The sequence below is a fragment of the Streptomyces zhihengii genome (genome assembly GCF_016919245.1).
GTDB classification, from domain to species: Bacteria; Actinomycetota; Actinomycetes; order Streptomycetales; family Streptomycetaceae; genus Streptomyces; species Streptomyces zhihengii.
This window is the reverse complement of the sequence record NZ_JAFEJA010000001.1, coordinates 1,769,706-1,787,359: the sequence shown is the minus strand read 5'-3', so window position 1 is coordinate 1,787,359 and position 17,654 is coordinate 1,769,706. Positions and strand designations below refer to the sequence as shown.

General features: G+C 75.1%; 15 protein-coding genes. 8 read left to right on the top strand and 7 right to left on the bottom strand.

Annotation, left to right across the window (positions count from 1 at the left end; all coding sequences use genetic code 11):
* Positions 1–72: 72 nt before the first annotated feature.
* Positions 73–1,467 (top strand): UDP-N-acetylmuramate--L-alanine ligase, encoded by a 1,395-nt coding sequence (murC, locus tag JE024_RS07415; protein WP_205372838.1) that lies wholly within the window; start codon positions 73–75, stop codon positions 1,465–1,467.
* Between the two features lie 49 nt (positions 1,468–1,516).
* A complete protein-coding gene (msrB, locus tag JE024_RS07410) occupies positions 1,517–1,924 on the top strand; it encodes a peptide-methionine (R)-S-oxide reductase MsrB (RefSeq protein ID WP_205372837.1) in 408 nt (135 codons plus the stop codon).
* Positions 1,925–1,975: 51 nt separating this feature from the next.
* Here the strand turns inward: msrB and JE024_RS07405 are convergent, their stop codons facing one another.
* From JE024_RS07405 to JE024_RS07395, 3 genes are all read right to left on the bottom strand, one after another.
* A complete protein-coding gene (locus tag JE024_RS07405; protein ID WP_205372836.1) occupies positions 1,976–3,733 on the bottom strand; it encodes an NlpC/P60 family protein in 1,758 nt (585 codons plus the stop codon).
* A 215-nt stretch (positions 3,734–3,948) separates the two neighbouring features.
* Positions 3,949–4,746 carry a response regulator gene (locus tag JE024_RS07400; protein WP_205372835.1) on the bottom strand — a complete coding sequence of 266 codons (798 nt, stop codon included), beginning with the start codon at positions 4,744–4,746 and terminating at the stop codon, positions 3,949–3,951.
* Positions 4,743–6,080: a histidine kinase gene (locus JE024_RS07395; RefSeq protein ID WP_205372834.1), complete on the bottom strand. Its 1,338-nt coding sequence runs from the start codon at positions 6,078–6,080 to the stop codon at positions 4,743–4,745. Before JE024_RS07395 ends, JE024_RS07400 begins: the two co-directional genes overlap by 4 nt.
* Before the next feature lie 132 nt (positions 6,081–6,212).
* Between JE024_RS07395 and JE024_RS07390 the strand changes: the two genes are divergently transcribed.
* Both JE024_RS07390 and JE024_RS07385 read left to right on the top strand, forming a co-directional pair.
* Positions 6,213–7,124, top strand: coding sequence for an ABC transporter ATP-binding protein (locus JE024_RS07390; protein WP_205372833.1), 912 nt, complete (start codon positions 6,213–6,215; stop codon positions 7,122–7,124).
* Between the two features lie 38 nt (positions 7,125–7,162).
* Positions 7,163–8,014 (top strand): ABC transporter permease, encoded by an 852-nt coding sequence (locus tag JE024_RS07385; protein WP_205376425.1) that lies wholly within the window; start codon positions 7,163–7,165, stop codon positions 8,012–8,014.
* Between the two features lie 75 nt (positions 8,015–8,089).
* On the opposite strand, the gene JE024_RS07380 is transcribed toward JE024_RS07385, so the two are convergent.
* Both JE024_RS07380 and JE024_RS07375 read right to left on the bottom strand, forming a co-directional pair.
* Positions 8,090–9,301 carry an SUKH-4 family immunity protein gene (locus JE024_RS07380; protein WP_205372832.1) on the bottom strand — a complete coding sequence of 404 codons (1,212 nt, stop codon included), beginning with the start codon at positions 9,299–9,301 and terminating at the stop codon, positions 8,090–8,092.
* A gap of 136 nt (positions 9,302–9,437) precedes the next feature.
* Positions 9,438–9,827 (bottom strand): VOC family protein, encoded by a 390-nt coding sequence (locus JE024_RS07375; RefSeq protein WP_205372831.1) that lies wholly within the window; start codon positions 9,825–9,827, stop codon positions 9,438–9,440.
* A 43-nt stretch (positions 9,828–9,870) separates the two neighbouring features.
* On the opposite strand from JE024_RS07375, the gene JE024_RS07370 reads away from it, so the two are divergent.
* The 3 genes from JE024_RS07370 (at position 9,871) to JE024_RS07360 (ending at position 12,908) form a co-directional block, all read left to right on the top strand.
* Positions 9,871–10,518: a nucleoside/nucleotide kinase family protein gene (locus tag JE024_RS07370; protein ID WP_205372830.1), complete on the top strand. Its 648-nt coding sequence runs from the start codon at positions 9,871–9,873 to the stop codon at positions 10,516–10,518.
* Between the two features lie 146 nt (positions 10,519–10,664).
* Positions 10,665–11,636: a DUF1444 domain-containing protein gene (locus JE024_RS07365; RefSeq protein WP_205372829.1), complete on the top strand. Its 972-nt coding sequence runs from the start codon at positions 10,665–10,667 to the stop codon at positions 11,634–11,636.
* A gap of 135 nt (positions 11,637–11,771) precedes the next feature.
* Positions 11,772–12,908, top strand: a complete 1,137-nt coding sequence (locus tag JE024_RS07360; RefSeq protein WP_205372828.1) for an aminopeptidase P family protein — start codon at positions 11,772–11,774, stop codon at positions 12,906–12,908.
* 133 nt (positions 12,909–13,041) lie between these two features.
* Here the strand turns inward: JE024_RS07360 and treZ are convergent, their stop codons facing one another.
* A complete protein-coding gene (gene treZ, locus JE024_RS07355; protein ID WP_205376424.1) occupies positions 13,042–14,787 on the bottom strand; it encodes a malto-oligosyltrehalose trehalohydrolase in 1,746 nt (581 codons plus the stop codon).
* Between the two features lie 121 nt (positions 14,788–14,908).
* Here treZ and JE024_RS07350 point away from each other — a divergent pair, with 121 nt between their 5' ends.
* Entirely contained in the window at positions 14,909–16,285 is a 1,377-nt protein-coding gene (locus JE024_RS07350; RefSeq protein WP_205372827.1) for a GH1 family beta-glucosidase, read from the top strand.
* A 219-nt stretch (positions 16,286–16,504) separates the two neighbouring features.
* Here the strand turns inward: JE024_RS07350 and JE024_RS07345 are convergent, their stop codons facing one another.
* Positions 16,505–17,401 carry a GNAT family N-acetyltransferase gene (locus JE024_RS07345; protein ID WP_205372826.1) on the bottom strand — a complete coding sequence of 299 codons (897 nt, stop codon included), beginning with the start codon at positions 17,399–17,401 and terminating at the stop codon, positions 16,505–16,507.
* Between the last annotated feature and the right edge of the window lie 253 nt (positions 17,402–17,654).

Sequence of the window (17,654 nt, the reverse complement as noted above, 5' to 3'; positions counted from 1 at the left end):
GCCCCGGGGCGGTGGCGCCGGACCATTAGGCTGGGCCACTGCACCCGCACACCCACCCCGGGAGACTGACACATGGCACCCGCCGTCCCCAGCGCCATGGAGCGCCCGCACTTCATCGGCATCGGCGGCGCCGGAATGTCGGGCATCGCGAAGATCCTCGCCCAGCGCGGGGCCAAGGTGGCGGGCAGCGACGCCAAGGAGTCCGCCACCGCCGAGTCGCTGCGCGCGCTCGGCGCCACCGTCCACATCGGGCACGCCGCCGCGCACCTCGCCGACGACGCGAGCTGCGTCGTCGTCTCCAGCGCCATCCGCGCCGACAACCCGGAGCTGGTGCGCGCCGCCGAGCTGTCCGTGCCGGTCGTCCACCGCTCCGACGCGCTCGCCTCCCTGATGACCGGGCTGCGTTCCATCGCCGTCGCCGGCACCCACGGCAAGACGACGACCACCTCCATGCTCGCCGTCGCCCTGACCCACCTCGGCCTCGACCCGTCGTACGCGATCGGCGGCGACCTGGAGGGCCCCGGCACCAACGCCCGCCACGGCGAGGGCGACATCTTCGTCGCCGAGGCCGACGAGAGCGACCGCAGCTTCCACAAGTACGACCCGGACGTCGCGATCGTCCTCAACGCCGAACTCGACCACCACGCCAACTACGCCTCGATGGACGAGATCTTCGCGTCCTTCGAGACCTTCGTCGGCAAGATCGTCCCCGGCGGCACCCTGGTCGTCTGCGCCGACCAGCAGGGCGCCGTCGAACTGACCCGCCGGGTGCGCGGCCTGCCGTCGCTCCGGGTGGTCACCTACGGCGAGCACGAGGACGCCGACGTCCGCGTCCACAAGATCACTCCGCGGGGCCTGACCAGCGAGGTGACCGTGCTGCTCGACGGCCGGTTCCTGACCTTCACCGTCTCCGTCCCCGGCCGGCACTACGCCCTCAACGCGGTCGCCGCGCTCGCCGCCGGGGTCGCCCTCGGCATCCCGGCGCACAACCTGGCCTCCGCCATCGGCAGCTACACCGGCGTCAAGCGCCGCCTCCAGCTCAAGGGCGAGGCGGCGGGCGTCCAGGTCATCGACTCCTACGCCCACCACCCCACCGAGATGACGGCCGACCTGGAGGCGATGCGCTCCGCGGCCGACGGCTCCCGGCTGCTCGTCGTCTTCCAGCCGCACCTCTTCTCGCGCACCCAGGAACTCGGCAAGGAGATGGGCCAGGCCCTCGCCCTCGCCGACGAGTCCGTGGTCCTCGACATCTACCCGGCCCGTGAGGACCCGATCCCGGGCGTCACCAGCGAGCTGATCATCGACGCGGCGAACGCGGCCGGCGCCCGGGTGCGGGCCGTCCACGACAAGGAGACCGTCCCCGAGGTCGTCGCGGGAATGGCGAAGCCCGGTGATCTCGTTCTGACCATGGGCGCCGGCGATGTCACGGACCTCGGCCCGGCCGTCCTCGCCCGGCTGGCCCAGTGAGCGCGACGGCGCACGGCCGGGCCGCCGAACCGACCCGAGGGAGCCTGTGATGGCGTACGAGATCGAGAAGCCCGACGAGCAGTGGCGGGCCGAGCTGAACCCCGCGGAGTACGCCGTGCTCCGCCAGGCCGGCACCGAGCCCGCCTTCGTCGGCGAGTACACCGACACCAAGACCGCCGGCACCTACTCCTGCCGGGCCTGCGGGGCGGAGCTGTTCCGCTCCGACACCAAGTTCGAGTCGCACTGCGGCTGGCCGTCCTTCTACGACCCGAAGGACACCGACGCGGTCGAACTGGTCGAGGACCGCACCCACGGCATGGTCCGCACCGAGGTCCGGTGCGCCCGCTGCGGGTCGCACCTCGGCCACGTCTTCGCGGGCGAGGGCTACCAGACCCCGACCGACCAGCGGTACTGCATCAACTCGATCTCGCTCACGCTGGACCCGGACCGGGCCTGACCCCGGTCCGGCCCGGGCCCCCGCACAGGGGCGCCCGGGCCGGACGGCGGGTCAGAGGCGGTGCACGGTGTGCAGCGTCCTGGCGTAGGTGCCGGTGCCGTCCAGCAGCGAGGCGCCGCCCAGATCGGCCATGGTGGGCCCGTTGCCCGTCTTGCGGCTGGAGAGGAAGCGGCGGCCGCCGGCCGTGTCCCTGCCCAGGTAGATACCGACATGGTCGACCGTCGCCGATGTGCCGTCGTCACCCGAGTCCGCGTTGAAGAGCACCAGGTCACCGGGCTGGAGCCGGTCCGCGGCCGGGGGCGCCGAGCCGTCGGTGCGGTCGACGCGCACCCCGGGCGCGTACACGGCCATGTCACGCGATTTGCGCGGCAGCCGGGTGCCCGAGGTGTCCTCCCCGGCGGCCAGCGGCACGCCCAGGTGATGGCCGAAGACCATCCGGGTGTAGCCCGAGCAGTCCAGGTTCCCCGTCTGGCGCGTGGACGGCCCGGTCCGGGTGCCGTCGGGGAACGTCCAGCCGATCCCCATGTACTCGTGAAAGTCGGCCCCCTCGTAGCGGTTGCCCCGCGCGTCCAGGTAGCCGTAGCCGGACTCGCCGAGAACCTGCCGCCCCGCCGCCTGCCCGGTGCCGCCGACCACCGCGGGGGCGCCGGCCAGGAACATCGCGGCGAAGGCGAGCACATCGGGGGCGGTCGAGCCGGCCCAGCCCCGCACCGTCTCCTCCAGCGCGGCCGTCCACGTCCCGTCGAAGGGCTCCGGCAGCACCCGCACCCAGCCGCCGTGGGTCACCGAGGGCGGGGCGTCCCAGGTCGCGGCGTCCACCTGGAACCGGCTGACCGCCAGGGTGACCGGCAGCGCGGTGCAGCCGTCGTTGGCCAGCGCGCGCAGCCCGACCCGGCCCCGGAGGAACGTGGGGTCGGTGGTGTCCACGGCCCACGCCGCGGGCTCGGCCCCCGCCGCCCGCCACGCCTTCACCCGGATGCGCTCGCCCTCGCGGCGCACCCGGACCGTCCACGGCGTGCCCGCCGGCACACCCGTCGCGAGCGTCTGCGCGGGCACGAGCTGGGTCACCGTGTCGGCGACCTCCTTCTCGACGCGCAGTTCCACGGCGCCCGAGGTCAGGAACGACAGCCGCGCGCGGTAGCTGTTGCGGGTGTCCTGGTAGCCGAAGGACAGCGCGTACGAACACGCCTGTCCGGTGGGCACCTTGTCGAACGACGCCGTGGACCGGACGTCGACGTCGCCGATCCGGTCGTCGCGCAGGGTGGCGTGCCGGCTGGCGTAGTCGGTGGTCAGCGTGATCAGACCGGTGCCCGGGACCACCGCGTAGTCGCTCGCCGCGGGCCCGAGCGTGGACCAGCTCCCGCCGCCGGGGGAGGAACCCCAGTACTGCCGGTCGGCCTCCGGCAGCGACGGGTCCGGCAGGGTGCGCCCGAAGTCGTCCGCGAAGGGCTTCTTGTTCTCGGTGAACGTCCGCCCGGGGCCGGGCAGCACGACCGTGCGGGCCCCGTGCGTCAGCATCGCGACCCGCCGGCCGCCCGAGGTCACCTCGGTGCGGGCCGGTGTCCCGGGCAGCACCGTGGCGGTCAGGGCCGCGCCCAGCGTCTGACGGGTGAACCAGGAGGCGTCCAGCGGGGCGGTCGTCACCGAGGAACGGGGGGTCGCGAGGCCCCCGGCCGGGGCCGCGGCCGGAGCCGCGCCGGGGGCCGCTGCGGCGGCCCGTGCCGAAGGCGCCGCCAGGGCGCCGAGCGGGAGCGCGGCGGCCGAGGCGGTGAAGGCGGCCAGCAGGCCGCGCCGGGAGGTGGTGGTCATGCCGTCATGATCGGCTCAGCGCACGGGAGGCCCGCCGCCGACCCCGTGGGACGCCCCATTTATGCCGTGCGGGCGGACGTTGGGGGCTTCTTCCGCCTCCGGTCGCGTGTCCTGTGCGGGTGGCCGGCGTCGTGTCGCGGCGGTCGGGCGGTGCCTGGTGGTGGCGGTCGGGCGGTGTCCTGCGGCGGCGGTCGGCCGGTGTCCTGCCGCGGCGGTCAGCCGGTGGCGGACACCAGGCCGGTCTCGTAGGCGATGATCACGAGCTGGACCCGGTCGCGGGCGCCGAGCTTGGAGAGCAGACGGGTGACATACGTCTTGGCGGTGGCGACGCTGATCACGAGGCGCTCGGCGATCTCGGTGTTCGACAGGCCGCTCCCGACCAGTGTCAGCACCTCGCGCTCGCGGTCGGTGATGACCGACAGCTCCCGGCCGGGCCCGGGGGCCGGTCCCGGGCGGCGCGCGAACTCCCTGATCAGACGGCGGGTCACGCCCGGCGCGATCAGCCCCTCGCCCGCCGCGACGAGCCGCACCGCCGCGAGGATGTCGTCCAGGGCCATGTCCTTCACCAGGAAGCCCGCGGCACCCGCCCGCAGCGCGCCGTAGACGACCTCGTCGTCGTCGAACGTGGTCAGCACGATGACATGGGGACCGCCGGGCCGGCCGGTGATCCGGCGCGTCGCCTCGATCCCGTCCAGCACGGGCATCCTGATGTCCATCACGACGACGTCCGGCCGCAGGCTCTCGGCGAGCGCGACGGCCTCCGCGCCGTTGCCCGCCTCCCCGGCCACCTCGATGCCCGGGGCGTCGGTGATCACCATCTGCAGCGCGGCGCGCACCAGCGGCTGGTCGTCGGCGAGCACCACCCGGACCGCCGGAGCGCCCGTGCCGGCGGGCGCGGGCTGCGCGCCCTCGGGGGAGGCGCCGCCGGGCGGTTCGCCGCCTGGCCGGCGGCGCGGTTCCGCGGCCCCGGCGCTCCGGGCGGCGACCGGCTCCGTGCCGCCGGGTGTCGTCATCGGGCGGTCTCCGTGGGACGGGGCGCCGTGACGGCGCGGGCGGGCTCCGTGGGCGGGGCGGGGTCCGTCGCAGGTGCGGTCTCGGGGAGTCGGGCGGCGTCCGTCGCGGGTGCGGGCTCCGGGAGGGGCAGCCGGGCCCGGACGAGGAATCCGCCGCCGGGGCGGGGGCCCGCGGAGAACTCGCCGCGCAGCAGTCCGACCCGCTCCCGCATGCCCAGCAGCCCGTAGCCGGTGTCCGACGGCACCCCGCCCCGCCCCTCGTCGGCGACCTCGATCGACAGGGCGTCCTCCCGCTGCTCCAGCGTCACCCGGCACGCGCCGGTCGAGGCGTGGCGGACCACATTGGTGACCGACTCCTGCACGATGCGGTACGCCGACAGGTCGATCTCCCGCGGCAGCGGCCGCCGTCCGCCCACCCGGCGCACCTCCACCCGCACCCCCGCCGCGGTGGTCGTCGCCGCCAGCCGGTCCACCTCGTCGAGCCCCGGCGTACCGGCGGCCCCCTCCCGCGCCGGGTCCCCGCCGCGGTCGGCCTCGCGGAGCGCGCCGAGCATCCGGCGCAGCCCGGCCAGCGTCTCCCGGCTGGTGGCCTCCACCTCGCCGAGCGCCTCGCGGGCCCGTTCCGGCTGGGTGTCGATGACCCGCCGGGCCGCTCCCGCCTGGAGGGCGACGATCCCGATGCTGTGCGCCACCATGTCGTGCAACTCCCGGGCGATCCGCAGACGTTCGTCGCTGACCGCCTGGGCCGTGCTCCGCGCCCGGAGCTCCTCGGAATGGAGGCGGGACCGGTGCGCCGAGTCGCCCGTCAGCCAGGCGACCACGGCCGTCAGCGCCACCGCGAGCTCGGCCGAGGTGCCGGTGGTCCAGCCGGCCAGCCACCGGAAGGCCAGATAGCCGGCCAGCACCCCGAGTGCCAGGGCGACGGCCACCGCCCCGGTGCGGCGCGGACGCGAGGCCGCGACGGTGTACAGGGCGACGTCGACGGCCAGGAACTGGGCCAGCGGGATCTCCCCGACGCTCAGCGGCATCGTGGCGATGACGGAGGCGCCCAGCAGCAGACCCAATCCGCCCAGCGGCGAGCGGTCCAGCCACCGCGCCCCCGCCACGGTCAGCGCGGTGGCGAGCACCAGTTGGGTGATGCCGTCCCACCGGTAGAACAGCACGCCCGCCAGGACCGGCGGCGCGTCCTCTCCCGGCAGGCGCACCCGGATGAGAAAGGTGAACACCAGCCCCGCGCACCAGGCGAGCACCGTCCACACCCACGGCGGCGCGTTGCGCCACGACCGTCCGGGCGGCGGGTCGTCCTGAGAGGAGGGGGGCTGTGTCGCGGACATGGCGTGATCGTAGACGGGCGCCCTGCGGCGGACATCCGACCCGGGGTGTACGACCACGGTCGACGGCGGCGGGCCGGGAGTGTCCGCCCCGGCCGGATGCCGGGGCGCCCCGCCCGGCGGCACGGTGGACCCATGATCGAGGTCAAGGAACTGACGAAGCGTTACGGCCGCACGACGGCGGTGAAGGACCTGACGTTCACCGTGCGCCCGGGGCGGGTGACGGGATTCCTCGGGCCGAACGGGGCGGGGAAGAGCACCACGCTGCGGATGATGCTGGGACTGCACACCCCCACGAGCGGCACCGTGACCGTCGGGGGCCGGCCGTTCCGGGACAGGCCGCGCGGACTGCGGCACGTCGGGGCCCTGCTCGACGCGGGAGAGGTCCACCGGGGCCGCCGCGCCACGGCCCATCTGGCGGCGCTGGCCCGCTCCAACCGCATCCCGCGCGCCAGGGTCGCCGAGGTGCTCGACCAGGTGGGCCTCACCGGCGCGGCACGCCGCCGGATCGGCGGCTACTCCCTGGGGATGCGCCAGCGGCTGGGCATCGCGGGAGCGCTGCTCGGCGACCCGCCGGTGCTGCTCTTCGACGAGCCGCTCAACGGCCTCGACCCCGAGGGTGTGAAGTGGGTGCGGGGGTTGTTCCGGGGGCTGGCCGAGCAGGGGCGGACCGTGCTGGTCTCCAGTCATCTGATGTCCGAGATGGAGCACACCGCCGACGACCTCGTCGTCATCGGCCGCGGTGAACTGATCGCCGCGGAGAGCCTCTCCGCCTTCGCCGCCCGGGGCGGCGGGGCCGGGAGCGTCATCGTCCGGACGCCGGACGGCGCACGGCTCACCGCCCTGCTCACCGCCGACGGGGCCGCCGTCCGCGCGGACGGCGACCGCCTCACCGTCACGGGCGCCGACGCCGGCCGTGTCGCCGCGCTCGCCCTCGACCACCGGATCCTGCTCAGCGAGATCACCACCCGCACCGCCTCACTGGAGGACGCCTTCATGCGACTGACCGCCGACAGCGTCGAATTCGCCGCGGGGGAGGACCGGTGACCAACCCGACCCCGACCCCGACCCCGACCCCGACCCCGATGCCGACCGCGCCGGCGCCCGCCGCCCTCGTCCCCGCGGGTGAGCCCCGGCCGCGCTTCCTCGACCTGCTGGCCGCCGAGTGGCTCAAGCTGTGGTCCCTGCGCTCGACGGCCTGGAGCCTGGCGGCCGCCGCGCTGGCCGTCCTCGCCTTCAACGCGGGCACCTCCTGGGACACCCGCCGCTACTGGAACACGGAGGACGCCTCCTACGCCGACCGGTTCGTCGCGGAAGGCATGCCGCTGCTGCACGCCTTCACCACCAACGCGGGCACGCTGATGATGCTCTTCGCGGGCGCCTTCGGTGCGCTCGCCGTCACCGGCGAGTACAGCAGCGGGCTGATCCGCACCACCTTCGCCGCCGTCCCCGCGCGCCGGTCCGTCATGGCCGCCAGGACGGCCGTGGTCGCGGCCGTGGCGACGGTCTTCGGCGCGCTGGTGGCCGGGGTGTCGTTCGCCGTGACCCAGGCGATCCTCGGCACCCGGGGCGCGGGGGTACCGCTCGACCACCCGGGCGCGCTGCGGGTGGTGGCCGCCTCCGCGCTGCTGGCTCCGGTGGCCGCGATCGCCGGCGTCGCGATAGGGGCCCTGGTACGCCACGGACCGGGGGCGGTGGTGGGCTGTGTGGTCGTCCTGCTGCTGCTTCCGCTCCTCCTCACCGACGACCGCCATCTCTCGGCCGTCCTCGGGCACGCGCTGCCGTACCGGGCGTGGCTGCGGCTGACGGACATCCCCTACGGCCCGGAGGGGCTGGTCCACCCGTGGTCGGCGGCCGGGGCCTGGACGGTCTACGCCCTGTGGGCCCTCGCCGCCGCGGCGGTGGCCGTCACCGCGGTGCACCGCCGCGACCAGTGAGCCGCGTGCCGGCCGCCGCCCGCGGGCTCACCGGTGCTCCGCCGCGGCCACCGGGCGGAGCCGGCCGCCCTCCGCTCAGAGCACCCCGCCCGCCTCGTCGTGGAACACCTCCGGCCAGTAGCGGTAGTCGTCCTCGTGCTCGGCCGGCAGGCAGGCGACCGGGTCGGCCGAGGCGAGCACCTCGACCATGGCGGCCGCGAGCGGCTCGTAGAAGTCGGAGGTGAAACCGTGCTCCTGGTCGAGCTCCTGCTCCCGGCTGTACATCCAGAGGGTGAAGGCCAGGGTGGAGACGTCGGCGTTGACCGGGGTGGTCGTGGCGCCGCCGTACTCGCGCCAGGACAGCAGGCCGGTGCCGCCGTCGATGACGACCTCCATGTCGTGCACCAGGCTGCCCAGCGTCACCAGCCCGTCGGCGCCGGGCGGTATCGGCCGGTCCTCGTCGCCGTCGCCGTCGTGCCGGGCGGCCTCGCTCTCGGCGAGGGTGCGCAGCACGTCCTCGTCTCCCCAGAGGCCGAACATCAGCTCCGTACGCGGCAGTCCGACCTCGGTGAGGAAGCGCCTGGTCGGTTCGTGGGTCAGTGCGGCAGGCAGCGCGGACGGAGCGAAGCGCCGGATGTCGGCGGCGCCGAACTCCTCGTCGAGCAGGCCCGGCGGGAGCGCGAGCCGCAGCCCGTCGCCCGGGGCGGCGATCAGCCCGAGCGGCCGGACGGTGGCCGCGATCCGCCAGTACGCGGGCAGGGCGTGCTCCCACTCGTCCCGCGCACCGGCCTCGCCCCAGTCCTCGCCGTCCCAGTCGGCGTCGTCGAAGGCGGCCAGCAGCAGGCGCCCGGCCTCCGCCACCGCGTCCGCCCCCGCCCGGCCCGCCAGTGAGGCGAAGCGCCCGCGCCGTGCCGCGAAGTCGTCCGTCTCCGCGAGGAAGCGGGCCAGCGCGCCGAGCGACGGCGCCAGGGGGAGGGCCTCCAGCAACTGGGGCGAGTCCTCGAAGAGATACAGGGTGAACACCCGCCCGGTGGCCCCGTCGAGCACGATCTCCAGAGTGTCCTCGCCGTCCGCCCGGAGGTGCCCGACGAGCAGCAGTCCGGCGACGTGCGGATCCAGCTTCCCCACGTCGGCCCCGGGCGCCAGCAGGGCCGGCACCGGCACACCGCCCGACTCGGCGAGCGGCACGAAACGCATCAGCGCGTGCCGCGCGGGCAGCCCCGCCCCCGTGAGCAGACGCAGCGTCGGCGGATGGACGATCGACGGGTGCAGCTCGTCGGCGGGCACGGTGACGGCCGAAGTGGTCATGATTTCCCCCGTGGTTGTGCGGGGGCCGTGGTCAACCCCCCGCACCCACCACTGTAGGAGCCGCCACTGACAACGCGGCCGGCGGCTGTTCCGGTGGCCCGGCCCGGGTACCGGGACCGCCGCCGGGGGAGCGCCGTCAGCGCGGTTCCAGCAGGTCCCAGCGGTTGCCGTACAGGTCCTCGAAGACCGCCACCGAGCCGTACGCCTCGTGCCGCGGCTCCTCCAGGAAGCGGACGCCGCCCGCGGTCATCCGGGCGTGGTCGCGGGCGAAGTCGTCGGTGTGGAGGAAGAAGCCGACCCGGCCGCCGGTCTGCGATCCGACGCGGGCGGCCTGCTCCCCGTCCTTCGCGCGGGCGAGCAGCAAACCCGTGCCCTCGGGGGCGCCGGGCGGGCGGACGACCACCCAGCGGGTGCCGTCCCCGCGGTCGGTGTCCTCGGCCAGCTCGAAACCGAGCGGGCCCGTGTAGAAGGCGATGGCCTCGTCGTACGAGCGGACGACCAGGGTGACCAGGGCGATGTGGGGCATCCGGTCAGGTTATACGTAACACCCGGGTGGGACAATCACCGGCATGGCCGTCCACTCCGTCCCGCCGCACCTCCTGGACCGCGCCCGGGGTCTCGCCGCCCAGGGCGGACGCCGCATCCTGGGCGTCACCGGCGCCCCGGGCGCGGGGAAGTCCACCTTCGCCGGGCACCTCGTCGCGGCGCTCAACGCCGCGAGCCCCGCGGGCCCGCTCGCCGTGCTCGTGCCCATGGACGGCTTCCACCTCGCCGGCCGCGAGCTGGAACGCCTCGGCCGGGCCGGCCGCAAGGGCGCCCCCGACACCTTCGACGCCGCGGGATACGCGGCCCTGCTCACCCGGCTGCGCGCCCCCGAGGCCGACACCACCGTCTGGGCCCCGGACTTCGACCGCGCCGTCGAGGAGCCCGTCGCCGGAAGCCTGCCCGTCGATCCGGGCGTCCCGCTGGTCGTCACCGAGGGCAACTACCTTCTCCACGACGGCGGCCACTGGGCACGGGTGCGTCCGCTGCTCGACGAGGTCTGGTATCTGGAGGCCGACCCCGCCGTCCGGGTGCGGCGCCTGGTCGACCGGCATGTGCGCTTCGGCAAGGACCGCGGGGACGCCGAGCGCTGGGTGCGGGGCTCCGACGAGCGCAACGCGCGGCTCGTCGCCCGCGACCGCGACCGCGCCGACCTGGTGATCACCGCCGGCTGACACGCACCGGCGGGCCGTGAGTCCGCCCCGCACGCGCGCCGGCCCGGTGGGCCGCCGACCACGGGGCCGCGGGCCGCCGCCCCGCGGTTCACCTCCGGTGGGTAGGCTCGGCAGGAGCAGACGAGGGAGCGGGAAGGGCGGTCGACGTGGGGTTGTTCCGGCGAGGGCCGAAGCGCGACGGACGCGATGCGCCCCGGGATCCGGAGTTCGCCTTCCTCTCGGTCGCGGAGGGCAGCCGCTTCCGCGGCCTGGTCAGGGAGTGCTTCGCCGAACAGGGGCTCGAGGTCAGCGTCTTCGCCGACATGGTGACCGACAGCGACGGCCGCCAGTTCGGACTCGGCAACCTGGCCGCCGTCTGCCACAACGACGAGCGGGGCCCGCGCGTGTGGCCCGACCTCGTCCGGCAGCACGTGGGCATGGTGCTGCGCGCCATGGACGCGCCGTCCGCGCTGGACACGCTGCCCGCCGAGCAGATCCGCGCCCAGCTCTATCCGCGGGTCGTCGGCGCCCAGGGCCTCGACACCTCGAACTTCCAGTACGCCCGCGACGTAGGCCCCGGGCTGCGCGAGATCCTCGCGCTCGACCTCCCGGAGAGCGTCATGATGCTCACCGACGAGGCGCTCCAGCCCCTCGGCGACCTGGCCTACCTGCGCGACCAGGCCCTCTACAACCTGCGCGGGCTCCCGGTCGAGGCCCATGAGACGGTCCGGGACGACGAGGGGATGCGCTTCGAGGTGGTCCTCGGCGACTCCTTCTACACCGCGAGCCGGATCCTCGCCCTGGAGAGCGTCGTCCGTCAGGTGACCGGCGAGGAACTGCCGCCGGACGGCGCGCTGGTGGCGATCCCCTTCCGGCACCAGCTCGCCTTCCACCCCATCCGCGACACCGGCATGATCGCCGCGCTGAACGGCATGGCCGCGTTCGCCGCCACCGGCTTCGAGGACACGCCCGGCGCCATCAGCCCGTACGTCTACTGGTGGCACGACGGGACCCTCACCCAGCTCAGCGACCGGGAGGAGGACGGCGAAGGGCTGCGCATCCTGATCGGCGAGGAGTTCCACGCCCTCCTGGAGCGGCTGGTCGCCGACGAGCAGGGGCGTCCCGACGACGGCGCCTGACGGCCTGGCGTGCCCCGGCGCGGCCACGCGCCCCGGCGGCTGCCGCGCCGGGCGACACCGGGCTCGCGCCGGGCGGCCCGCCCGGGGAGGATGACGGGCAGACGTGTCCACCGCACCGGCCCGGCAGGAGGCACCATGACCAGCACGCCGACGAGCAGCACGCCGGCACCGTTCACCGCCGACGACTACCGCGCCCGGATGACCCGCGCCGCGGAGGCCGCCGCCGAGGCGGGACTCGCCGGTGTGCTGGTCGCCCCGGGTCCCGACCTGGTGCACCTCACCGGCTACCGGCCCGTCGCGACCGAGCGGCTCACCGTCCTGGTGCTCTCCGCCGGCCGGGAGCCGGTCCTCGTGGTCCCCACCCTGGAGGCGCCGGACGCGGCCGGGGCCATCGCGGCGCCCGCGCTGACCGTGCGCGACTGGACCGACGGCAAGGACCCGTACGCCGCCGTCGCACCGCTGCTCGACGCCCGCGGCAGGTTCGCCGTCAGCGACAACACCTGGGCGATGCACCTGCTCGGCCTCCAGCGCGAACTGCCCGCCGCGTCCTACGTGTCGCTCACCGAGGCCCTGCCCATGCTCCGCGCCGTGAAGGACGCCCATGAACTGGCCCGCCTCGAAGCGGCGGGGGCGGCGGCGGACCGGGCGTACGCCGAGATCCTCACGGCACGCTTCGCGGGACGCAGGGAGACCGAGGTCGCGGCCGACCTCGCCGCGCTGCTGATGCGGTTCGGCCACTCCCAGGTCGACTTCACGGTCGTCGGCTCGGGGCCCAACGGCGCCAATCCCCACCACGAGGCGGGGGACCGGACCATCGTCGCGGGCGACATGGTGGTGCTCGACTTCGGCGGCCTGAAGGACGGGTACGGCTCCGACACCACCCGCACCGTGCACGTGGGCGAGCCCAGCCCGGCCGAGCAGCACATCCACGACGTGGTGCGCGAGGCGCAGCGGGCCGGCATCGAGGCGGTCCGGCCCGGAGCCGCCTGCCAGGACGTCGACCGCGCCGCGCGCGAGATCATCGACGAGGCCGGGTACGGGGACCTGTTCATCCACCGCACCGGCCACGGCATCGGCGTCACCACCCATGAGCCGCCCTACATGATCGAGGGCGAGGAGCAGCCGCTCGTCCCCGGGATGTGCTTCTCCGTCGAGCCCGGCATCTACCTCCCGGGCCGCTTCGGGGTGCGCATCGAGGACATCGTGACCGTCACCGACGACGGCGCCCGCCGGTTCAACACCACGCCGCGGGAGATGGCGATCGTCGAGTAGCGCCGCCCCGGCGACCCGGCCTCCCCGGCGACCCGGCCGCCCTGCCTGCCCCGGTGACCCGGCCTCCCCGGTGACCCGGCCGCCGTGCCCGCCCCGGTGACCCGGCCGCCTGCCGGCGCCCGGGCCCCGTGTGTCAGGAACGCGCGAGCAGCACGCAGCTCTCCGGGCCGAGCAGCAGCACGCCGTCGTCGCCGGGCACCTCCGCGTCGCCCCAGGAGGCCACCATCCGGCCGCCCCCGCCGAGCGGGATCGCGGCGGGAGCCGTACCCAGGTTGACGGCCACCCGCAGGTCCCCGCGGCGGCACACCAGCCAGCGCCCCTGCTCGTCGTAGGCGACCTTCACCGCCGCGAGATCGGGATCGGTGAGGTCGGGCAGCGTACGGCGCAGCGCGATCAGCCGGCGGTACCAGGCCAGCAGGCCCGCGTGCGGTTCGCGCTCGCGCTCCGCGCGGTCCAGGCAGGAACGCTCCCGGGTCGCGGGAGCCTGCGGATCGGGGATCTCGTCCGCGTCCCAGCCGTGCTCCGCGAACTCCCGCCGCCGGCCCGTGCGGACGGCCTCGGCGAGCACGGGGTCGGTGTGGTCGGTGAAGTACTGCCAGGGCGTGCCCGCGCCCCACTCCTCGCCCATGAACAGCATCGGCGTGTGCGGGCCCGTCAGGACGAGCGCCGCCGCGCAGGCCAGCAGCCCGGGGGAGAGGCTGGCGGACAGCCGGTCGCCGAGCGCCCGGTTGCCGATCTGGTCGTGGGTCTGCGCGTAGGCCAGGAACCGCTGCGCCGGGGTGCCGGTCACGTCCACGGGACGGCCGTGGGTGCGGCCGCGGAACGTCGAGTACGTGCCGTCGTGGAAGAAGACCCGGGTCAGCGTCTTGGCGAGGGCCGCCATCGGCGCGCCCGCGAAGTCGGCGTAGTAGCCCTGCGCCTCGCCGGTCAGCGCGGTGTGCAGGGCGTGGTGGAAGTCGTCGTTCCACTGGGCGTGGAGGCCGATGCCGCCGGCCGCCCGGGGGGCCGTCGTCCGCGGGTCGCACAGATCCGACTCGGCGATCAGGAACAACGGGCGGCCCAGATCGGCCGAGAGGGCGTCGACGGCCGCCGCCAGCTCCTCCAGGAACGTCAGCGCCCGGGTGTCCGCCAGCGCGTGGACCGCGTCCAGCCGCAGCCCGTCGATCCGGTAGTCACGCAGCCAGGCGAGGGCGCTGCCGAGGAAGTAGGCCCGCACCTCGTCGGACCCGGCGGCGTCCAGATTGACCGCCGAGCCCCACGGGGTGTGATGGGTGTCGGTGAAGTACGGGCCGTACGCGGGCAGATGGTTGCCCGCGGGCCCGAGGTGGTTGTGCACGACGTCGAGGACGACCCCCAGCCCGAGGCCGTGGGCGGTGTCGACAAAGCGCTTCAGTGCCTCGGGGCCGCCGTACGGTTCGTGCACCGCCCAGGGCGCCACCCCGTCGTACCCCCAGCCGTGCGTACCCGGGAACGGGCAGAGCGGCATCAGCTCCACATGCGTGACACCGAGGTCCGCCAGTTCCGCGAGACGCCCGGCCGCCGCGTCCAGGGTGCCCTCGGCGGTGTACGTGCCGATGTGCAGCTCGTACAGGACGGCGCCCTTCAGCCCCAGCCCCGGCCAGTCCCGCTGCCAGACGTGACGGCCGTGGTCGACCACCGCCGCGAGGCCGTCCGGGCCGTCGGGGAGGCGGCGCGCACGCGGGTCGGGCCGGACGGGACCGCCGTCCAGGGCGAATCCGTACCGGTCGCCGTCGGCCGCCGGCGCCTCCGTGAACCACCAGCCCGTCCGGCCCTGCGCCGGCTGCATGGGCAGGTCCTCGCCCTCCAGCCGCAGCGTGACCTTCTCCTCGGCATGCGGTGCCCACACCTCGAACAGCAGCACTGGCGGTCCCCTCGTCGTCGATGCCGTCCCGTCGATTACCGCCGACCCCGTCGGCTCGTCCATCCTGGCAAGAAGGGGGTCTTCAGGCGGCGTGCTTGGGCCATTAAGGTCACGGAGCATGCCGACGCCGTCAGAGCCGATGCCCCTCTTCCCGCCCGGATTCCTGTGGGGAGCCGCCGCCTCCGCCTTCCAGACCGAGGGTGCCGCCGCCACCGACGGCAAGGGCCTCTCGGGCTGGGACGCCTTCGCCGCGGCCGGACGGATCAAGGGCGGCGCGGACGCCGCACGCGGCACGGGCTTCCACGACCGGTACCGGGAGGATGTGGCCCTGCTCGCCGGGCTCGGCGCCGACGTCTTCCGCTTCTCGGTGAGCTGGCCCCGGGTGATCCCGGGCGGCAGCGGCCTGGTGAACGCCCCCGGCCTGGACTTCTACGACCGGCTCGTCGACGAGCTGTGCGCCCGCGGCATCCGGCCCGCGCCGACCCTCTACCACTGGGACACCCCGCTCCCGCTGGACGAGGCGGGCGGCTGGCTGCGCCGGGACACCGCCGAACGCTTCGCCGAGTACGCGGCCGCGGTGGCCGGCCGGCTCGCCGACCGGGTCCCCCTGTGGATGACCCTCAACGAACCGGCCGAGGTCACCCTCCTCGGCTACGCGCTCGGCGAGCACGCACCCGGCCGGCGCCTGCTCTTCGACGCGCTGCCCGCCGCGCACCACCAGCTCCTCGCCCACGGCCTCGCGGCACAGGCGCTGCGCGCCGCCGGCGCCTCCCGGGTCGGCATCGCCGTGTCCCACTCCCCTGTGTGGACGGCGGGCGACGGCGAGGACGACCGCTTCGCCGCGGGGCTGTACGACACGCTCACCAACCACCTCTTCTCCGACCCGCTGCTCACCGGCGCCTATCCGGACGAGGACATCGCCGCGCTGATGCCCGGACCGGTCGCCGAGGACCTGGCCGTGATCGCGCAGCCGCTCGACTTCTACGGCGTGAACTACTACCACCCGATGCTCGTCGGTGCGCCCGCCGGAGAAGCCGGGGGCGCCCTCGACAGCTTCGCCGGCGTCGGCATGCCCGAAGGGCTGCCGTTCGGGCTGCGCGACATCGAGACCGCCGAACACACCGACTTCGGCTGGCCGGTCGTCCCCGACGGGCTGCGCGAAGTACTCACCGGCCTCCGCGACCGCTACGGAAAGCGCCTGCCGCCGGTGATCGTCACGGAGAACGGATGCTCCTACGAGGGGACCGACGACCAGCGGCGCATCGCCTTCCTCGACTCCCACCTCCGCGCGCTGCACCGCGCCGCGGCGGAGGGGGTCGACGTACGGGGCTACTTCACCTGGTCCCTCACCGACAACATCGAGTGGGCCCAGGGCGCGGCGCAGCGCTTCGGCCTGGTGCACATCGACTACGAGACCCTGGCGCGCACGCCGAAGGCGTCGTACGCCTGGTACCGCGACATGATCGCGGCGCAGAAGCGGCGTGAGCCGCGGTAGCGGCGGCGGGCGGAGGTCAGCGGTCCCGGCAGGCGTACGGGGCGGCGGGCCGGGCATCCACGCGGGGCGGAGCGGGGCGACGGGCAGCAGGCCCGGCCGGGGGAAGGCGGGAACGCCGGGACCCGCGACGCCATGACGCGGCACGGGGAACGGGGTGACGCGGGGCGCGCGAACGCGCTGACGCGGGGGCGTCCGGTGCGGCGGACGCCCCCGCTCCGCTCAGCGGCGTTCCGCCAGGACCAGGTTGACGCGCTCCCGGACCACCGGGTGGCCCGCCCGGGCGAAGTTGGCCGCCATGGGGAAGTTGCCCCGGTCCGTGCCGCCGGCGACGAACTCGGCGCCCTGCTCGGCGAGGAAGCGGGTGCACTCGACCAGCAGGTCGTAGGCGTAGCCGCGCCCGCGCTGCTCCGGCAGCACACCGATGAAGCCGACGCACGGCCCGCCCGGGTTGTGCGCCGGGATGTGGATGCCGACCGGCTCGCCCTCGGGCGTGTACGCCACCTGCCACCACTCGCGCGGCGAGGGGCACCAGTGGAAGAAGTCCAGCTCCTCCTGGGCCGCCTGGTCGAGGCCGCCCTCCGCGATGGCCCGCAGGGCGTGCGCGTCGAGCGTGGCGGAGTGGATGCGGCGCAGGGCGTCGAAGAACACGGCGTCGTCCGGCTCCGGCCGGAAGTCGAGCCGGCCCGGCCGCTCGGGCAGCCCGCACTCCGGCGTCCAGCGGTACAGGTACCGCTCGACCAGCACCTCGTAGCCGGCGGCCCGCGCGGCACGGAGCCGGGCCTCGCCCGCCGCCAGGGCCACCGGGTCGTCCCGCCAGCCGGCGGGCAGATTGAGCTCCAGTTCGACCTGGAAGGGTGCGGTGCGCAGCAGTTCGGCGCCCGCCTCCTCCTCGCCCTCGGCGACGTCGAACCAGTTGATGTTCAGTGGGGTGTCGTCGTCGGGGCCGCCCCACCAGGCGCCGCGTGCCACGACCTTGCCGTCGCGCAGGGCGACCCGCTTCCACTCGGGGCGGTGCACCGTCGTGGCGTGGCCGGCGGCGGCGCCGAGAGGGTCGGGCAGGGTGTCGAAGAGAGAGACCTCGCTCGAGTCGAGCGCACGGATGACCAGTTCGGTCATGGGGGATTCCTCCGGGAGAAAGCTGTGGAGCGCTCCCGGTCAGAATGCGAACGCCGGGCGGACGGGGCGGGAGCGCGGGAACGGTGTGGTGTACACGGCACTCGCCTCCTCTCCGTCGTCGCGGGCGTCGTGATCACGGTAGAGGGCGCCCCGCCGCCGCGTCCACTCCTTTTCGGGGTGGGCCCCGGCCGCGCGGACGGGAAGGGGCCTGGGCGTCAGGGCCCGCCAACTGGCCGCGCACCGACGCCCGATG

Coding starts and splice junctions, on each gene's coding strand:
- murC (WP_205372838.1), top strand. CDS start 73: ATGGCACCCGCCGTCCCCAGCGCCATGGAGCGCCCGCACTTCATCGGC.
- msrB (WP_205372837.1), top strand. CDS start 1,517: ATGGCGTACGAGATCGAGAAGCCCGACGAGCAGTGGCGGGCCGAGCTG.
- JE024_RS07405 (WP_205372836.1), bottom strand. CDS start 3,733: ATGACCACCACCTCCCGGCGCGGCCTGCTGGCCGCCTTCACCGCCTCG.
- JE024_RS07400 (WP_205372835.1), bottom strand. CDS start 4,746: ATGACGACACCCGGCGGCACGGAGCCGGTCGCCGCCCGGAGCGCCGGG.
- JE024_RS07395 (WP_205372834.1), bottom strand. CDS start 6,080: ATGTCCGCGACACAGCCCCCCTCCTCTCAGGACGACCCGCCGCCCGGA.
- JE024_RS07390 (WP_205372833.1), top strand. CDS start 6,213: ATGATCGAGGTCAAGGAACTGACGAAGCGTTACGGCCGCACGACGGCG.
- JE024_RS07385 (WP_205376425.1), top strand. CDS start 7,163: ATGCCGACCGCGCCGGCGCCCGCCGCCCTCGTCCCCGCGGGTGAGCCC.
- JE024_RS07380 (WP_205372832.1), bottom strand. CDS start 9,301: ATGACCACTTCGGCCGTCACCGTGCCCGCCGACGAGCTGCACCCGTCG.
- JE024_RS07375 (WP_205372831.1), bottom strand. CDS start 9,827: ATGCCCCACATCGCCCTGGTCACCCTGGTCGTCCGCTCGTACGACGAG.
- JE024_RS07370 (WP_205372830.1), top strand. CDS start 9,871: ATGGCCGTCCACTCCGTCCCGCCGCACCTCCTGGACCGCGCCCGGGGT.
- JE024_RS07360 (WP_205372828.1), top strand. CDS start 11,772: ATGACCAGCACGCCGACGAGCAGCACGCCGGCACCGTTCACCGCCGAC.
- JE024_RS07350 (WP_205372827.1), top strand. CDS start 14,909: ATGCCGACGCCGTCAGAGCCGATGCCCCTCTTCCCGCCCGGATTCCTG.
- JE024_RS07345 (WP_205372826.1), bottom strand. CDS start 17,401: ATGACCGAACTGGTCATCCGTGCGCTCGACTCGAGCGAGGTCTCTCTC.